Origin of the sequence: Undibacterium sp. YM2 (genome assembly GCF_009937975.1) — a bacterium.
In the GTDB taxonomy this organism is placed as follows: Bacteria; Pseudomonadota; Gammaproteobacteria; order Burkholderiales; family Burkholderiaceae_D; genus Undibacterium.
Genome location: NZ_AP018441.1, coordinates 2,708,407 through 2,724,844, shown reverse-complemented (window position 1 = coordinate 2,724,844; position 16,438 = coordinate 2,708,407). Strand labels below are relative to the sequence as shown.

17 protein-coding genes are annotated in these 16,438 nt (G+C 49.3%); 5 read left to right on the top strand and 12 right to left on the bottom strand.

Features of this window, described 5'->3' with window-relative positions; all coding sequences use genetic code 11:
- Positions 1 to 4: 4 nt before the first annotated feature.
- The 6 genes from UNDYM_RS12390 to ispD all read right to left on the bottom strand — a co-directional run bounded on the left by UNDYM_RS12390 (position 5) and on the right by ispD (position 3,387).
- Positions 5 to 607 carry a hypothetical protein gene (locus tag UNDYM_RS12390; RefSeq protein ID WP_162041302.1) on the bottom strand — a complete coding sequence of 201 codons (603 nt, stop codon included), beginning with the start codon at positions 605 to 607 and terminating at the stop codon, positions 5 to 7.
- A complete protein-coding gene (locus tag UNDYM_RS12385) occupies positions 604 to 882 on the bottom strand; it encodes a DnaJ domain-containing protein (RefSeq protein ID WP_110253570.1) in 279 nt (92 codons plus the stop codon). The genes UNDYM_RS12390 and UNDYM_RS12385 overlap by 4 nt, the downstream gene beginning before the upstream one ends.
- Positions 883 to 1,011: 129 nt before the next feature.
- A complete protein-coding gene (locus UNDYM_RS12380) occupies positions 1,012 to 1,491 on the bottom strand; it encodes a peptidylprolyl isomerase (RefSeq protein WP_162041301.1) in 480 nt (159 codons plus the stop codon).
- A gap of 313 nt (positions 1,492 to 1,804) precedes the next feature.
- Entirely contained in the window at positions 1,805 to 2,077 is a 273-nt protein-coding gene (locus tag UNDYM_RS12375) for a DUF4404 family protein (protein ID WP_162041300.1), read from the bottom strand.
- A 67-nt stretch (positions 2,078 to 2,144) separates the two neighbouring features.
- Complete coding sequence (gene ispF, locus UNDYM_RS12370; protein WP_232064038.1) at positions 2,145 to 2,648, bottom strand: 2-C-methyl-D-erythritol 2,4-cyclodiphosphate synthase; 504 nt, start codon at positions 2,646 to 2,648, stop codon at positions 2,145 to 2,147.
- Positions 2,649 to 2,658: 10 nt separating this feature from the next.
- Entirely contained in the window at positions 2,659 to 3,387 is a 729-nt protein-coding gene (gene ispD / locus UNDYM_RS12365; protein WP_162041299.1) for a 2-C-methyl-D-erythritol 4-phosphate cytidylyltransferase, read from the bottom strand.
- A gap of 126 nt (positions 3,388 to 3,513) precedes the next feature.
- Between ispD and mfd the strand changes: the two genes are divergently transcribed.
- From mfd to UNDYM_RS12345, 4 genes are all read left to right on the top strand, one after another.
- On the top strand, positions 3,514 to 6,945 hold the full coding sequence (mfd, locus tag UNDYM_RS12360; RefSeq protein WP_162041298.1) for a transcription-repair coupling factor: 3,432 nt from the start codon (positions 3,514 to 3,516) through the stop codon (positions 6,943 to 6,945).
- 63 nt (positions 6,946 to 7,008) lie between these two features.
- On the top strand, positions 7,009 to 7,857 hold the full coding sequence (gene serB / locus UNDYM_RS12355) for a phosphoserine phosphatase SerB (protein ID WP_162041297.1): 849 nt from the start codon (positions 7,009 to 7,011) through the stop codon (positions 7,855 to 7,857).
- 167 nt (positions 7,858 to 8,024) lie between these two features.
- Positions 8,025 to 9,092 carry a phosphotransferase family protein gene (locus tag UNDYM_RS12350; RefSeq protein ID WP_162041296.1) on the top strand — a complete coding sequence of 356 codons (1,068 nt, stop codon included), beginning with the start codon at positions 8,025 to 8,027 and terminating at the stop codon, positions 9,090 to 9,092.
- 69 nt (positions 9,093 to 9,161) lie between these two features.
- Entirely contained in the window at positions 9,162 to 10,421 is a 1,260-nt protein-coding gene (locus tag UNDYM_RS12345) for an acyl-CoA dehydrogenase family protein (RefSeq protein WP_162041295.1), read from the top strand.
- A gap of 162 nt (positions 10,422 to 10,583) precedes the next feature.
- Here the strand turns inward: UNDYM_RS12345 and hmpA are convergent, their stop codons facing one another.
- From hmpA to UNDYM_RS12320, 5 genes are all read right to left on the bottom strand, one after another.
- On the bottom strand, positions 10,584 to 11,801 hold the full coding sequence (gene hmpA, locus UNDYM_RS12340) for an NO-inducible flavohemoprotein (RefSeq protein WP_162041294.1): 1,218 nt from the start codon (positions 11,799 to 11,801) through the stop codon (positions 10,584 to 10,586).
- A 229-nt stretch (positions 11,802 to 12,030) separates the two neighbouring features.
- On the bottom strand, positions 12,031 to 12,591 hold the full coding sequence (locus UNDYM_RS12335; protein ID WP_162041293.1) for an HNH endonuclease: 561 nt from the start codon (positions 12,589 to 12,591) through the stop codon (positions 12,031 to 12,033).
- Positions 12,592 to 12,741: 150 nt separating this feature from the next.
- Positions 12,742 to 12,975, bottom strand: coding sequence for a hypothetical protein (locus UNDYM_RS12330; RefSeq protein WP_162041292.1), 234 nt, complete (start codon positions 12,973 to 12,975; stop codon positions 12,742 to 12,744).
- A 462-nt stretch (positions 12,976 to 13,437) separates the two neighbouring features.
- On the bottom strand, positions 13,438 to 13,695 hold the full coding sequence (locus tag UNDYM_RS12325) for a hypothetical protein (RefSeq protein ID WP_162041291.1): 258 nt from the start codon (positions 13,693 to 13,695) through the stop codon (positions 13,438 to 13,440).
- A 135-nt stretch (positions 13,696 to 13,830) separates the two neighbouring features.
- Positions 13,831 to 14,787 (bottom strand): YafY family protein, encoded by a 957-nt coding sequence (locus UNDYM_RS12320; RefSeq protein WP_162041290.1) that lies wholly within the window; start codon positions 14,785 to 14,787, stop codon positions 13,831 to 13,833.
- Between the two features lie 101 nt (positions 14,788 to 14,888).
- Here UNDYM_RS12320 and UNDYM_RS12315 point away from each other — a divergent pair, with 101 nt between their 5' ends.
- Positions 14,889 to 15,389 carry a DUF1579 domain-containing protein gene (locus UNDYM_RS12315; RefSeq protein ID WP_162041289.1) on the top strand — a complete coding sequence of 167 codons (501 nt, stop codon included), beginning with the start codon at positions 14,889 to 14,891 and terminating at the stop codon, positions 15,387 to 15,389.
- A gap of 49 nt (positions 15,390 to 15,438) precedes the next feature.
- Here UNDYM_RS12315 and UNDYM_RS12310 read toward each other — a convergent pair whose 3' ends face one another.
- Positions 15,439 to 16,404, bottom strand: coding sequence for a helix-turn-helix domain-containing GNAT family N-acetyltransferase (locus tag UNDYM_RS12310; RefSeq protein WP_162041288.1), 966 nt, complete (start codon positions 16,402 to 16,404; stop codon positions 15,439 to 15,441).
- Between the last annotated feature and the right edge of the window lie 34 nt (positions 16,405 to 16,438).

Genomic DNA, 16,438 nt, shown 5'->3' with positions numbered 1-16,438 from the left:
CTCCTTATTCTTTGCGGTCAAAACCTTGCTCAGCCAACCAGTCTGCACCGGCTTCGCCCAGATCATAATCATCACCATCATCACCGTCATCGCGACCATGCCTGCCATATTGGCCATCAAGATCGCCATGTTCTTTCAACTCTTCATTTTCCTCATTGGCTTCTTTATCCTCATCCTCGTCAGCGCCAGCAGCATCACTGGCACCAGCTTTGCGCGTAGTATTGCTACGGTTCAGATATTCCAGTGCTGCCGCCGTTACCAGGAAAGCTTCACCGTCAGGGTCTTTCAGGACGATGCGACTCAGTGGTTCAGCCCAAGGTTCCAGCTTGACTGCTGCTGACAAAGTTTTCCAGGAAGGAAATTTGCTGGCTTCTTTGGTGATCAATGATTCCATCGTCAATGGATTCATGAAAATGAAGCCTTGATGGAAAGCGACTGCCAACATTTCTGGGTTACTGGCCATCATGGGCAGCAACATCGGCAGTTGTTCCGCCTTTTCACGCAATCTGGCCTTGAGCACGTTTTTGCCCTCGGAATCGGATTTCAAATCCTCCAATTCAGCCTTATAGAGCGGAATAATATCTTCAAAAAAACGTGACAATTTCACTGCAATACTCCTGATAAATAATTTTTCCAGATTTCGGTCGCTGTCTCGATAGGAGAGTCCAGCAAATTGCGCCTGCGATTTTCATCATAGGCAGTACGTGCTGCCTCATCCGATAAAATATCGTAAGCTTCTTTGACCGCATGGAATTTTTCCGGCGCCAGTTCAGAATCATTTCTGTCTGGATGAAACTCTGCAGCCTTTTGACGAAACGCCTTCTTGACGTCTGCCAGACTCGCATTGGTGGCAATACCGAGAATAAAATAATAGTCTTTCATACACACCCTTGGCTTGCACTTGGACTTGAATTGACACTGCAGATCAGCAGCGAAGAATAAGGGAAACCATGTATATGGAATCCCCTATGCAAGGACAAGCCAGAATTCAGCTAATCCTGTGCATACAAATTAATGATGATGACCGTGTTCGCCATGTACGTGACCGTGCACAACTTCTTCGTCAGTGGCTTCACGAACTTCCAGCACTTCTGCATCGAAACGTATGGTCATGCCAGCCAGGGGGTGGTTGCCATCGACTGTGACCACACCTGCATCGATAGCAGTAACGCGAAACTGCATGGTTTCGCCAGTTTCTGGCTCACGTGTTTCAAACATCATGCCAACTTCGATATCAGGAGGGAAAGCGCTGATATCTTCTTCACGCACGAATTCTGGATCAAACTCGCCAAAACCTTCTTCTGGTGCCAAAGTCACAGAGACTATGTCGCCTACGGCTTTACCATCCAGCGCGGCTTCCACTGCTGGCAAAATATTATCATATCCACCATGCAAATAAACGATGGGCTGCTGATTCTGGTCTATGACCTCGCCCTCAGCACTGAACATGGTGTAATTCAAAGTAACAGCGGTATTTTGTGTGATTTGCATGACAAATAAATAGAGTAATTGCGCATTATTGCGACAAGATTGAAATGAGAAACCCATGAAAGGCCCAGATACCTAGCCATATAAAGCCTGCAAGCACCCATTTCAATAGGCTAACCGCGTATTGTAGCAGAGCTACTCTCTATTGTTTGCGTTTGCTATCTTTGTTCTTTTATCTCTTCGGTTCGAGATATTTTTTCTTCAAGAGTCGCTGGTGCCTGACTTAGCGTGGTTATAGTGTAATTTCATTTCCCATCAGGCAATAAAAAACCGCCAGCGGCGGTTTTAAAAGCGAAGCGGGATTGATGAAGGCCTCTCAAACACCAATTTTTTCAAGCATGGTACCTAGTTCACGCAAAGCTGGTTCCAGCTTGGGGTGCTGTGCAGCAAATTTCGCTGACAGGGCCTGCGAGCGTTCACTCAAGGCCGCGAACACAGGGTCATCATGACTCTGCGTAGTCGCCAGGACATGTTGAATATCCTCATTCAATTTCTCCAGCAAGGACCTCAACTCATCATCAACCGCTTCAGTGCTTGCCAGTTCTTGATGCAACAGGCCCAGCAGATGTTTCAATTGTTCTTGTTTCATATCGTATCTCCTTGATGGAACATTCTTAACTTCGTTGCAGCTTAGCTTTTTGCAGCTTACTTGCAGTCTAGTTGCTGACTCGTGGAAAAACCAGTACCACGGCTTCGGCAGCTATGCCTTCTTCCCTACCCAGGTAACCAAGACGCTCATTGGTTTTTGCCTTGATATTGACCTGACTGATATCAACCTGCATATCCTCTGCAATATTTGCCACCATGCCTGCAATATGCGGTGCCATCTTCGGTGCCTGGGCAATGATGGTGGCATCCAGATTGCCCACCTCATAACCTGCGGCATGAATACGTTTGACAGCCTCACGCAGTAAAACACGCGAATCAGCACCGGCAAAACGGGTGTCGGTATCCGGGAAATGCTTGCCTATATCACCCAAGGCGACTGAACCAAACAGCGCATCGGTAATCGCATGCAACAACACATCCGCATCTGAATGCCCAAGCAAACCTGTGGTGTGAGGGATAGTCACACCACCAATAATCAATTTACGACCAGGCACCAATGCATGACAGTCATAACCCTGACCTATTCTGAACGGTAACATCTTATTTTGCATCAAGCTTCCTTTATTCTTGCGGGCTATTCAAATATTGGGTGATTAATGCCATATCGCTGGGCAAAGTCAGCTTCATGTTTCGCACATGCCCCTCAACCAGTATGGGGACATGGCCAGCAGCTTCAATAGCACTGGCTTCGTCAGTAACCTGATCTGCCGCATCCAGGGCCTCGCACAACAACTGATAACGGAACATTTGCGGGGTTTGTGCCAGCCACAAGCCATCACGAGGTATGGTTTGTACTTTGCCGTTTTCCACCCGCTTGACGGTATCAACCACAGGCAGTGCAAGCAAGCCGCCAACTGCATCGTCAGCAACACTATCAATTAAATGCTGCAGCAGGCCAGATGTCAAACCCGGCCTGGCGGCATCGTGTACAAGTACCCAGTCCTGATTACTCAAAGTACTGGCTAACTCGCTCAAGCCATTTCTGACCGTATCACGGCGGCTGGCACCACCGCAACGCAAGACGCTCAGGTTTTCTGCTTTTGCCAGATATTCATCAACATAAGCATCATCCGGGCTGACGACGACATAGGTGTGCTGTATTTTGGAAAACTTGAGGAAGGCATCGACAGTGTGCTGCAAAACTGATTTACTACCTATACGCATATATTGCTTAGGTCTAGTTGCCACCATACGCGAACCCACGCCCGCAGCAGGAATCAGCGTAACATAGCGAGGTGTATCTATCAGCTTTTCCGCGTCAAAATGATGTTCTTGCAATTGTTTTTCCATGAATGTCACAAGCTCTTGGGGCTGCCCCGATAAGAAAGAGCCCCTTCGTTTATAATTAGGCGCTCATTTTAACCGCGTATCTTGTTCCGTAAGCAGCTTTTACGGCATTCCACATGTATAGCCGCAATGTCATTTGATTTCAGCAAATCCTTAGCAAAACCCGGCCATAAACTGGCACTCCCCAATTTGCATGGTTCTTCCGATGCTTATGCCCTGGCGCAAGCAGCGACGGCGCTCAAGGCTGACAAGCGCATGCTGACCATTTTTGTCGCCAACCCAGGAGATGCCCAGCGCCTGCTGGATGAAATCCCCTGGTTTAATGCAGAACTGCGCTGCCATTTGCTGCCAGACTGGGAAACCCTGCCTTACGACGCCTTTTCACCGCATCAGGACCTGGTGTCTGAGCGTCTGGCCAGCCTGCATGAAATCCAGAATGGCAATTGCGATGTCTTGCTGGCACCGGCAACGACGGCCTTGTTGCGCATGGCCCCGCCTTCTTTCCTGGCAGCCTACACCTTCTTTTTCAAAAAAGGTGACCGTCTTGATGAGGCGAAGCTAAAAAGCCAGCTTACGCTGGCAGGTTATAGCCATGTCAACCAGGTCATGTCTCCAGGTGAATATTCTGTGCGCGGCGGCCTGATCGACTTGTTCCCCATGGGTTCGGCCCTGCCTTACCGTCTGGATCTGTTTGGCGACACCATAGAAACCATACGCACCTTTGATGCCGATACCCAGCGTTCGCTCTACCCTGTGCCGGAAGTACGCTTGCTGCCTGGGCGTGAATTCCCCATGGATGAACCTGCGCGAGCTGCCTTTCGCAGCCGCTGGCGCGAAACTTTTGAAGGTGATCCTTCACGTTCCAGCATCTACAAAGATATAGGCAATGGCATACCTTCAGCTGGCATAGAATATTACCTACCGCTGTTCTTTGAACAAACCGCTACCCTGTTTGATTATCTGCCAGAAGCGCCGCATTTTGCCTTGATAGGTGATATCGACGATGCGATCAGACGCTTCTGGAACGATACCCGCTCACGCTATCAGTTTTTAAAGTCTGACCGAGAGCGTCCGGTACTGGCACCAGAAATCGTATTTTTGCGCGACGAAGACTTCTTTGCTGCGATGAAACCGCTGGCACGCTGGACTATCGCGGCCACAGATAAGGCCGCTGCGGCTTCAGAAGTGTCCAGCTTTTTACCAGATATCGCCGTCAATCGCCGCGCCGATGATCCGCTGACGAACTTGCGCTCCTTCCTGCTGCAAACAGATAAACGCGTAATGATCTGCGCCGAGACTCTGGGCAGGCGCGAAACCTTGCAGCAATATTTCACTGAATACGATATCCGCCTGAGCCTGTGTGAAGGCTATACCGACTTTGCCACGGCAGATGCCAAGCTGATGCTGGGCGTTGCGCCCTTGCATGCGGGCTTTGTGCTGGCCGATGGTCTGGCGTTTATTACCGAAGCCGAGCTTTATGCTGGCAGTGGCAAACGCATAGGCCGTAAAAAGCAGGAAGCAGTTACTCAGGTTGAGCACATGGTGCGCGATCTGTCAGAACTTAAAATTGGCGATCCCGTCGTCCATAGCAACCATGGCATAGGCCGTTACATGGGACTGATCAGCATGGATCTGGGTGAAGGTGAAACTGAATTCCTGCATCTGGAATACGCTAAAGATACCAAGCTGTATGTACCGGTATCGCAATTACATGTCATTTCACGTTACTCCGGTGCTTCGCCAGATGACGCACCCTTGCACAGCCTGGGTTCTGGTCAGTGGGAAAAAGCCAAGAAAAAAGCGGCTCAGCAAATTCGCGATACCGCCGCAGAACTGCTGAACCTGTATGCCCGCCGCGCTGCGCGCCAGGGCCATGCCTTTGAATATTCTGCGCGTGACTATGAAGCCTTTGCTGACAGCTTTGGCTTTGATGAAACACCGGATCAGGCAGCCGCCATCACCGCTGTGATTGGTGACATGACATCCGGCAAGCCCATGGACAGGCTGATTTGCGGCGACGTTGGTTTTGGCAAGACAGAGGTCGCCCTGCGAGCCGCCTTTGTAGCAGTCATGGGTGGCAAGCAAGTCGCCATCCTTGCACCTACCACCCTGCTGGCCGAACAACATGCCCAGACTTTTGCTGACCGCTTTGCCGCATGGCCGGTGAAAATTGCCGAATTATCACGCTTCCGTTCTGGTAAGGAAATCAGCACTGCCATGAAAGGTATGGGCGACGGCACTGTTGATATCGTCATAGGCACACATAAACTGCTGTCTGATGACGTCAAATTCTCGCGCCTTGGTTTGGTCATCATTGATGAAGAGCACCGCTTTGGTGTACGTCAGAAGGAAGCCTTGAAGGCTTTGCGTGCAGAAGTCGATGTATTGACGCTGACAGCGACACCAATACCACGCACCCTGGGCATGGCACTGGAAGGCTTGCGCGACTTTTCTGTCATCGCGACAGCACCGCAAAAGCGGCTGGCGATCAAGACTTTTGTTCGCGGCGAAGATGATTCCGTCATCCGCGAAGCCTGCTTGCGTGAACTGAAGCGTGGCGGCCAGGTGTATTTCCTGCACAATGAAGTCGAAACCATAGAAAACCGCAAGGCCATGCTGGAAGCCCTGCTGCCAGAGGCACGCGTTGTCGTGGCACATGGCCAAATGCATGAGCGTGACCTGGAAAAAGTCATGCGTGACTTTGTGGCCCAACGCCATAATATTTTGCTGTGTACTACGATCATCGAAACCGGTATCGACGTACCCACTGCCAACACCATCATCATGCATAGAGCCGACAAATTTGGCCTGGCGCAGTTACATCAATTGCGTGGCCGCGTAGGTCGCTCCCACCATCAGGCCTATGCCTATTTGCTGGTGCATGATGTACAAAGCCTGACCAAACAGGCCAATCGTCGTCTTGAAGCTATCCAGCAGATGGAAGAACTGGGTAGCGGCTTTTACCTGGCCATGCATGACCTTGAAATTCGTGGCGCAGGTGAAGTCTTGGGCGATAACCAGTCTGGTGAAATGCATGAGATAGGTTTCCAGATGTATTCCGACATGCTCAGTGAAGCAGTACGCTCACTGAAGAATGGCAAGGAACCCGATCTGGCAGCACCGCTGTCGACCACGACAGAAATCAACCTGCACATCCCTGCCCTGCTACCGAATGAATTCTGTGGTGACGTACATGAACGCCTGTCCATCTACAAACGCCTGGCCAATTGCAGCAGCGCCAATGGCATTGATGACATGCAGGAAGAAATGATAGACCGCTTTGGCAAACTGCCAGAACCCGTGAAATCACTGCTGGAAACACACAGACTGCGCGTCGCAGCCAAACCTCTCGGTATCATCAAGATAGATGCGCACAGCGAAGCCGCGACCCTGCAGTTTGAACCCAAACCACCGATAGATGGCATGCGCATCATAGAACTGGTACAAAAAAACAAAAACATCAAACTCAATGGTCAGGACAAGTTGCGCATCACTGCCATCATGCCCGACCTTGCCAGCCGCGTAGCCCAGATCAAGGCTACCATCAAGGCACTGCACTAATTAGTTAAATAAAATAAGTGAATAAAATCAGCGAATAAAATAAGTGAATAAAAAGAGACTACTATGCATTTGACCATACAAGGCCTGAACAATACGCTCAGCAATAACACCGCACTCATCCAGGATATCGTCAGCCAGACCAGAGCAAAACTGGTGCAATTGAATGCCCATGCAGTGCGCCTCGATGATGCAGAATATGATGAACAGACCTTGAGCTCAATACGCGAAAGCTGCTTTGCTGCTCAACTGGATATCACGGCTCTGGACCAGCAACTTGCCATATCAGATTTCAAGCTGATCGCCATGGATATGGATTCAACCCTGATCACAATAGAATGCATCGATGAAATCGCTGACATGCAAGGTTTAAAACCCCAAGTCGCAGAAATTACCGAAGCCGCCATGCGCGGCGAACTGGAATTCCAGGAAAGCCTGATCCGTCGCGTCGCCTTGCTCAAAGGACTAGATGCCAGTGCTCTGCAACGCGTGTATGACGAACGTCTGCAATTGTCCCTGGGGGCGGATCAGATGTTGAAGGCCATACAGCAAGCCGGTCTCAAGACTTTGCTGGTGTCCGGCGGCTTTACTTTCTTCACCGACCGCATGAAGTCCCGCCTGAATCTGGACTACACCCACTCCAATGTGCTTGAAATTCAGGACGGCAAATTGACTGGCAAAGTCATAGGCACCATTGTCGATGCTGATGAAAAGCAAAGAACCGTGGAGCGCGTCTGTAATGAGATGGACATTCCCACCAGCCAGGCCATCGTCATGGGTGACGGTGCGAATGACTTGAAGATGATGAAAATTTCTGGCCTGTCAGTCGCATTCCGGGCCAAGCCTGTGGTGCGTGCACAGGCAGATGTGGCGTTGAATTTTGTGGGCCTGGATGGAGTATTGAATTTGCTGTAGACAGGTCCCGAATCAAAAACAGGCAATAATACAAACAGGTTTCCTCACAACTCAAATAATAGTACGGACGTTCTATTATTTGAGTTAGAATAGTTTCAGCTCATCCAGCACATCCACCTGTGCCAGGAGTAAGATCATACAAAAACTGAAACAATTGGGAGACACCGATGTTTGAAGAATTCATGGGCACCATGCCGGTAGCTGAACGTCAAAAATTTGATGTGGCGGCACTGGCAGACTATATGCGTCAGCATGTGGAAGGTTTCGACGCTACGCTGGCAGACAAGCTGGTGGTGGAACAATTCAAGGGCGGGCAGTCCAACCCTACTTTCAAACTCAGTGCGGGTGATCAGCGTTATGTCATGCGTGCCAAACCTGGTCCGGTCGCAAAACTGCTGCCTTCTGCCCATGCCATAGAACGTGAATTCAAAGTCATGAATGCCTTGAACAAGGCAGGCTTTCCCGCTGCGCGCCAATATGCCTTGTGCGCCGATGAAGATGTCATAGGCCGCGCCTTCTACATCATGGAATTTGTCGATGGCCGCGTGCTGTGGGATCAATCGCTGCCCGGCATGACGCCAGCTCAGCGCGGTGAAATCTACGACGAAATGAATCGCGTCATCGCGCAATTGCATACCATCGACTATGCCGCTATTGGTCTGGCCGACTACGGCAAGCCAGGCAATTATTTTGCCCGCCAGATAGATCGCTGGACCAAACAATATCGTGCTTCCGAGACTGAAAAAATCGAAGCCATGGACAATCTTATTGAATGGCTGCCGCATAATATCCCGCCTGGCGACGACACCAGTATTGTGCATGGTGACTACCGCCTCGACAATATGATGTTCCACCCGACCGAGCCACGCATCATGGCGATACTGGATTGGGAGCTATCAACACTCGGTCATCCACTGGCTGATTTCTCTTACCACTGCATGAGCTGGCATGTAACCCCTGGCCAGTTCCGTGGCATTGCCGGTCTTGATCACAAGGCATTGGGCATACCGAACGAGCAGGAATACATTGCCAAATATTGCGAGCGTACAGGTAAAACCATACGCCAGGAAGATTTCAATTTTTATCTTGCCTATAACCTGTTCCGCATGGCGGGGATTTTGCAGGGCATCATGAAACGCTATGTTGATGGCACAGCATCCAGCGCCCAGGCCAAGAAATCTGGCGAAGCGGCACGCCCCATGGCTGAACTGGGCTGGAGCTACGCTAAAAAATAGTCACCCATTGAGGCAGCACATACTCTCAGTTCCAAAGCAGCGCAAAACGACAATATTATTGGAGACAACATGGAATTCGAATACTCAGATCGCTGTAAAGACTTGCAAGCCAGGCTCTTGCGTTTCATGGATGAACATATCTATCCCAATGAAAAAGCCTATAAAGAAGAAATTGACCGCAATGGTCTGGAAAAAGGTAATCGCTGGATCGCCACCCAGATCATTGAAGATTTAAAACCGAAAGCGCGTGCACAAGGTTTGTGGAATTTATTCTTGCCAAAATCGGTACGTGCGCCAGAAGGCTTGTCGAATCTGGATTACGCGCCGCTGTGCGAAATCATGGGCCGTGTAAGCTGGGCACCAGAAGTATTCAACTGCTCCGCACCTGACACCGGCAATATGGAAACCATAGAACGCTATGGCAGCGAAGAGCACAAGAAACAATGGCTGGAACCACTCTTGCGTGGCGAAATCCGCTCTGCCTTTGCCATGACAGAACCTGGCGTTGCTTCATCTGATGCCACCAATATAGAAACCCGCATAGACCGCGACGGTAATGACTATGTCATCAATGGTCATAAGTGGTGGATATCTGGCGCAGGTGATCCGCGTTGTGCCGTGTATATATTGATGGGCAAGACTGATTTCAACGCTGCGCGCCACTCGCAACAATCGATGATATTAGTGGATGCCAAAACCCCGGGCATTACGGTAGTACGCCCTCTTCCCGTTTTTGGTTACGACGATGCACCACATGGTCATTGCGAAATCCTGTTTGAAAACGTACGTGTGCCTGCATCGAATATTCTTTTGGGTGAAGGCCGTGGTTTTGAAATTGCCCAGGGTCGTCTTGGCCCTGGCCGCATCCATCACTGCATGCGCGCCATAGGTGTCGCAGAGCGCGCGCTGGAATTGATGTGCAAACGCCTGAACAGCCGCACTGCCTTTGGCAAGAAAATCTCGGAACAAAGCATCTGGCGCGAACGCATTGCAGAGTCGCGCATACAAATTGACACAGCACGCCTGCTGACTCTGAAGGCAGCGTACATGATGGATACCGTAGGCAACAAGCATGCGCAGGCAGAGATCGCCATGATCAAGGTTCTTGCACCGAACGTCACTCAGCAAGTGCTGGACTGGGCGATACAGGCGCACGGTGCTGGCGGTGTTTCTGGCGACTTCCCGCTGGCAGCACAATGGGCAGGCAACCGTACTTTACGCCTGGCAGATGGCCCGGATGAAGTGCACAGAAATGCAATCGCCAAATTGGAACTGGCCAAGCACATCAGCCTGAATGAAGATCTAGGCTTGCCAATTACCCGTTCCTGAACAAATTCAGATTGAGTCAGTGCGCAATTCGTTAGCAACATGAATTGCGCACTGTACCATCACCTGATTTTATTTGATCCGAGAAATCACATTAATACAGAGTTAAAGCAAGGCAATAGCATAGGTTTCAAATTACACAAAGCCTCATATTGCGGTGGCTCATCAGTGTGCAAATCCGCCACTTCCAAAAGCCTCTTTATGAATACGTGCAGATGTGATGCCCAGACTCTGCAAACTGGCGATTTGCGCTTGCATGAACGGACGCGGTCCACAGATGTAATAATCGGCTTCAGGTAAAATAAAATCACTCGCCACAGTCTGCAGATCCAGTCGCCCTTGCTGATCATAATCTATGGACTGCAGATCTTCTGCGCGCGGCACCTCGTAATACGTCAATGATTTTATCTGTCCGTATTGCTCGCTCAATTCACGAACTTGTTGTTTGAATGCATGTACTCCACCATGCCTGCAAGCATGCACGAAACGAATTTTGCGCCCGGTGTTTCGTTTGAGTAAATGCTCCAGCATGGCAAGTTTGGGAGTTACACCTACACCAGCACTGATCAGAACCACGGGTGTATCCCTGTCCTCATGCAAGACATAATCCCCCATAGGTGGCGCCACGTCAATTGATGCACCTTCATGACAATCCCTGTGCAATACATTGGAAACCAGGCCAGCGGGTTTGGTCGCCATTGCAGCCTCACGTTTGACGGATATACGCAGATAGGCTTGGCCAGGCGCACATGAAAGGCTGTACTGACGCGGTTGCATCATACCCAATTCAGGAACAAATACTTTGACTGAGATGTACTGACCTGGCTTGTAATCAGGCACCGATCCACCATCTGCAGGTTGCAAATAGAAGGACGTTATTTCTTCACTTTCCACTACTTTTTTGCTGACGATGAAGCCACGCCATCCTGTCCACTCACCTGGGGTCATTGCAGCTTTTGCATAGATGGCGCTCTCTTGTGCAATCAATATATCTGCCAGTTGCTCATACGCTGCGGCCCAGGCTGCCAATAACTCATCGTTGGCAGCGTCTCCCAATACCTCTTTGATCGATGCCAATAGATGCATGCCAACAACAGGATAATGCTCTGCCCTGATGCCAACGCTGACGTGCTTGTTCGCGACCAGAGTCAAAACCGGCATCAGGACCGAAGGGTCATCAATATGTTCGGCATACGCCAATACCGCCATTGCCAAAGCTTGTTGCTGACTGCCAGATTGCTGATTACCCTGATTGAAGACAGGTTTCAATTCCGGGTTATGTGAAAACATGCGCGCATAAAAATGGCGGGTCAAGGCGACACCATGTTCCTTCAATACCGGTACCGTGGCTTTTACTAGATTTTTTGTATTGATGTTTAACATATTCAATTATATAAATGTATTTTAAATACATGTTTAAAGCCAAATGAAAATGAAAGACTTTAAACAAGCGGTGAAATTCAAAGTTAATGTGCGGCCATCATACCCCACATAACATGCATTGTAAATACATTTTATAAATTACAATGACAATCGTGCATCTTGAATTAAATCCTGAATTTTAAAAAGCATGAGTCCGTTTACACACATCAAGGACTCATGCTCCCACTCGCTACAATAGACGACTGTGTCTGGGTAATTTCGCTGAAAGATACTCCAGTTGATCAGCAATCACATTCCTGCCGCTCAGGATGAAATGCTCGAAACGGCAAGGTGCATACGGCACATAAATCAAAGGTTTGAAGTCATGCACGAACTTGTTACCTTTGGCGTGATTGCATTCCTTGCAGGCGGTTACGCAATTTTCCCAGACATCTTTTCCACCACGAGAAGTTGGCAGAATGTGATCGCGTGACAATTCCTGATAAGGAAAAGTCTCACCACAATAGGCACAAATATGTCTGTCTCTTGCATACAGCAGGCGATTTCCATCTCCCAAAGGTATCTGGTGACGGCTGTTCCTGGACATGCGTTCACTATTACGTATGGAAATGATGGGCTTGATGAAGATCTTTGATTGCACGCCATCCTTGTTATAACCACCACGCAGCATGATGACCTGGTCACCTATATCCCATGCCACTTTTTTTGCGGCGTACTGAGTCGCAGCATCATTCTGACTTATCCAGTCATAGGGTACTCCTGCTATATCCAAAACCAATATTTGTTGCATACATCACCTGTTTGTTTGGGATGTTTTTCCAATTTGGGAAGACGGATTGATAGGTGTTCACCAGCGACATGCTCTTTCATTGTAGCCACGATTTGCTGATGCTGTAAGGCATGATGATCAAATTTCAGCCGAATTAACTTTCAAATGCATTTAACGACGCTTTTTCCAGGAGTATTCAGGTCCTGCGTCAGCAACACCTGCATGGCCAACGGAATCAGGGTTTTCACATGACATGGTGATATGGCGGATTGCTGCCCCCTGCCGCCGCTCTGCCCGCAAGGACTCAGTGAATCGCAACGCATCCGCCATACTTTCACTACCAAACTCCTGCGAGCATGCCTGCTCTTTTCCATCTACGCAGATGGACCAATAAATCATAAACATAATTTTCTATTTTTCTTGTTTTTATAGGATGACAAAGTGCTGCTGTATTCCGGCATGGGTATTTTTCTCTAACGAAGAGTTATCCATGTCTCGAAGTATAGGCTTCATCGCAAAATGAAGTGCAGCAGCATGTTAAAAATGACCTGCATCACCTGACTCAGGTCACTTTTAACATGCTGTGAATACCACATGATATTCACAGCACATCCCTTCCCTGCTGCATGCTTTGAACACACAGTGGCAAGGCCTCTCGATACATCTTCCCGAATTGTTAAAGAATCCCGTGTTATCCGGCGTTTCCCGGCACGACCGCCAAACGGCGGGTTCTACTACTCGGCTTTTAAGGTTCGCTTCTCAAAGCAATATCTCTAAAAACCATTAAAGGCAAAAAGCGCGGAGCTTTAAGGGCAACCGGGCTTTTCAGCTTTTGATTCAGTAAGCAGCTTGTCTGCTACTCTGATTTCAAGGATTGCTCCCCCGAATGTCCATCATGATAGTCCTGCGCAGCGCCAGCTCCCAGCCGCTATCCTGTGCGCAAAAATCTGTGGTTGTGGCATGCTTGCCAACAGGCAGCTGCGCAGCGACTTCCTCTGTCGCCAAGTCATTAGCTGAAACCGTACCTTCACCAATGCGCATCCACATGCGCAAATGGCTTACAGCCCGCGCCATGTAGCCAGCGTTGGTCTGATTCAGCGACTGATGATTAATCTGGGTGTACATTTCTTGCCAATTTCCAAATATTTTTATTTTTACCATGCCATCTTGTCACAGTTCAGCCCAACAAACAAGCCATTTAAAGAATAATTTCTTCATTCAAAGAAGAATTTGAATTAAATGTGGCATTTCAAACAGGTTTTATGAGCAATTTTTCAACAGCCGCTCAGCCACCTTCCTGAGCTCATCCTGCAACTGCGCTGGTTTGCGTACTTCAAAATCGAAAGGCAAGGCCGCCAGTTGCCTGGCAAACCAGCTTAAATCCTCTGACTGGTTGTATAGCAATACCCCTCCGGTCGTTTGCTCGAGAACGGCAATTGCATCTGACAGATATCTGCGTGCATACTGCATATCTGTTTTGAGCAGGAGTTCTACGCTATAGGCACGAGGAATACTCGCCACAGCGCTGCGCAAATAACTGATCACGCTGAAATCAGGAGGAGAAGTGAATTGTTGGCTCAGTAATTCGGCCCGCATCACCCTGTCTAGTCTGAAGCTGCGTATGTCCTGCCGTAAATGGCAAAAACCGACGACATACCAGTGCGTGGCATGAAAAGCCAGACCATAGGCGTCAAGCTTACGCTCACTTACCATATCGCTGACACTCCTGTACTGCAAATTGATGCTTTGCTTGTGCGCGACCGCGTGACTTAGTTTTACCAATACCTCCTTGTCTGCCGGCATTGCCGCAGGCTGGAGATTAAGTTCTATTGCGGTATCCGCCGCCCGCAGTCTTTGCCTGAGTTGGTCTGGCAAAATTCTTTGCAGTTTGGACTGCGCACTTTCTATGGATGGCGCGACATCCAGCAATTTCAATTGTCGCGCCGCAGTCAAGGCAATGGAAATGGCAAAGCCCTCTTCTTCATTGAACATCATGGGTGGCAATTTAAAACCCGGCATGATGGAATAACCCCCAAAGCGTCCGCGTGAAGTCATGATGGGTATGCCCATTTCCTCCAGAGTCACAATATAGCGACGTAAACTGCGCCGGTCTATCTCCAGCATCTGCGACAGTTCTGCTCCGCTGACTTGCCCATGATTTTGCAAGAGTTCCAGCAGGGCCAGAACACGTGTGGTTGGCTGATAATTTTGAGACATGCGGCTAGTTTATATTTTAAATAGGATAAATTATGTCCTATATACACTTTATCCTTCGTTCTGTCACTTCGCCCGGAGTGTGATCATCAAAAAGAGGAAACATGAACACAACAATAAATACTGTCAGCATCGCAGACGGAGCCAGGGGTTTTGATTTTTTTATAGGCAACTGGCAGGTAAGGCATCGCCGCCTCAAGGAGCGGCTTGCCAGTTGTGATGAGTGGCTGGAGTTTAATGGGAGCACGTCCGTCATCGCTATCCTTGGAGGGGCTGGCAATATGGATGACAATGTACTTGACATGCCGGGCTGCACATATCGTGCAGCAACTCTGCGTTCGTTCGATATAGAAAAAGGCATCTGGTCCATCTGGTGGCTGGATGGTCGCTACCCCACGCATCTGGATACTCCCATGCAGGGACGTTTTGAGAATGGCGCGGGTATGTTTTATGTTGACGATACTTTTGCGGGAAAACCGATACGTGTGCGTTTTATCTGGAGCATGCCCGCTCCCGATCAGCCACGCTGGGAGCAGGCATTCTCTGTGGACGGCGGCATCAGTTGGGAAACCAATTGGATCATGAATTTTCAAAGGGTAGAATAAGTTTGCAGACTCGCCACCAGTAGCACCTCTTTCATACAAATACCTGGGCTCAGAGAATAGCAGGATGTGGGCGGGAGAATTTTTGTTCCAGGACTTCTTCCCCCCATTGCTGCCCCCTGAATTCTTCAAGCAATACAAACCCAGCTTCTTCATACAAGCGCCGCGCCGCGTCCAACCCTTTAAAAGTCCATAGATGTATTTCGCTGAATTGTTGTCGGTCACAAAAAGAAATAGCTTCAGCAAGCAAGCGCCTCCCTATGCCACTGCCACGCAATTCGTCATCAACAATAAACCAGCGAAGATGGGCAATATTGCCACCCAGGTCTTCGGCATCAATCGCGATGCTGCCAAGGATGATATTGTCGCGGATTGCAAACCATAGTTGATTGCCTGGATTTTCCAGACGCCCTGCAAATTCAGCTATGCCGCTGGCAACTTTGGCCTCAAAAAAATGCCCGAAACCAGCATAGCGTGCATAGTAACGAGCGTGCATTTCAACTACACGGCCAAGTATGCCAGGGTGATAACCTGACTGGATGTACGTATCATGTGCGGTAGCGGCTGAGTCACCTTTACGCGCAACTGCCAGCGCTTCTGCATACATGTTCAACCCTGTCTGTACTTTGCCATGCGCCGAAACCGGAATACGTTCAAGAGCCTTGCCAACCTGCAAACTGGCAAACCGGTTAATCGCAAGCAGGGTCTGCCTGCCTTTCGGGCTTAACACAAGCTGTTTTTCCCGGCCATCTTTCAAATTGCCGGCCTCTGCCAGTTCGCCACCTTCTATAAGTTTTCTAACCATGCGGCTGACGCTGGATTTTTCCAGGCCCAGTATTTCGCACAATGCAGTCGCGCTATGGACACCGTGGTCCCCTATTTCAATTAATGCATGCACAGCGGACGCAGGAAGCATGGTGCCAGCCAAAGTGGGCTTCATGAAACCCAATTCACGAACCAGCCTGCGCGATGCGTCGCGAATTCCCTGAACAGTTAGCGAAGATATTGAAGCATCCATGACCCATTCACCTATAGTTGTACAATACAACTAT

Bases quoted from the DNA above. Each gene is read 5' to 3' on its own strand.
- UNDYM_RS12385 (WP_110253570.1), bottom strand. From the start codon at position 882: ATGAAAGACTATTATTTTATTCTCGGTATTGCCACCAATGCGAGTCTG.
- UNDYM_RS12380 (WP_162041301.1), bottom strand. From the start codon at position 1,491: ATGCAAATCACACAAAATACCGCTGTTACTTTGAATTACACCATGTTC.
- UNDYM_RS12375 (WP_162041300.1), bottom strand. From the start codon at position 2,077: ATGAAACAAGAACAATTGAAACATCTGCTGGGCCTGTTGCATCAAGAA.
- ispF (WP_232064038.1), bottom strand. From the start codon at position 2,648: ATGCAAAATAAGATGTTACCGTTCAGAATAGGTCAGGGTTATGACTGT.
- ispD (WP_162041299.1), bottom strand. From the start codon at position 3,387: ATGGAAAAACAATTGCAAGAACATCATTTTGACGCGGAAAAGCTGATA.
- mfd (WP_162041298.1), top strand. From the start codon at position 3,514: ATGTCATTTGATTTCAGCAAATCCTTAGCAAAACCCGGCCATAAACTG.
- serB (WP_162041297.1), top strand. From the start codon at position 7,009: ATGCATTTGACCATACAAGGCCTGAACAATACGCTCAGCAATAACACC.
- UNDYM_RS12350 (WP_162041296.1), top strand. From the start codon at position 8,025: ATGTTTGAAGAATTCATGGGCACCATGCCGGTAGCTGAACGTCAAAAA.
- UNDYM_RS12345 (WP_162041295.1), top strand. From the start codon at position 9,162: ATGGAATTCGAATACTCAGATCGCTGTAAAGACTTGCAAGCCAGGCTC.
- hmpA (WP_162041294.1), bottom strand. From the start codon at position 11,801: ATGTTAAACATCAATACAAAAAATCTAGTAAAAGCCACGGTACCGGTA.
- UNDYM_RS12335 (WP_162041293.1), bottom strand. From the start codon at position 12,591: ATGCAACAAATATTGGTTTTGGATATAGCAGGAGTACCCTATGACTGG.
- UNDYM_RS12330 (WP_162041292.1), bottom strand. From the start codon at position 12,975: ATGTTTATGATTTATTGGTCCATCTGCGTAGATGGAAAAGAGCAGGCA.
- UNDYM_RS12325 (WP_162041291.1), bottom strand. From the start codon at position 13,695: ATGTACACCCAGATTAATCATCAGTCGCTGAATCAGACCAACGCTGGC.
- UNDYM_RS12320 (WP_162041290.1), bottom strand. From the start codon at position 14,787: ATGTCTCAAAATTATCAGCCAACCACACGTGTTCTGGCCCTGCTGGAA.
- UNDYM_RS12315 (WP_162041289.1), top strand. From the start codon at position 14,889: ATGAACACAACAATAAATACTGTCAGCATCGCAGACGGAGCCAGGGGT.
- UNDYM_RS12310 (WP_162041288.1), bottom strand. From the start codon at position 16,404: ATGGATGCTTCAATATCTTCGCTAACTGTTCAGGGAATTCGCGACGCA.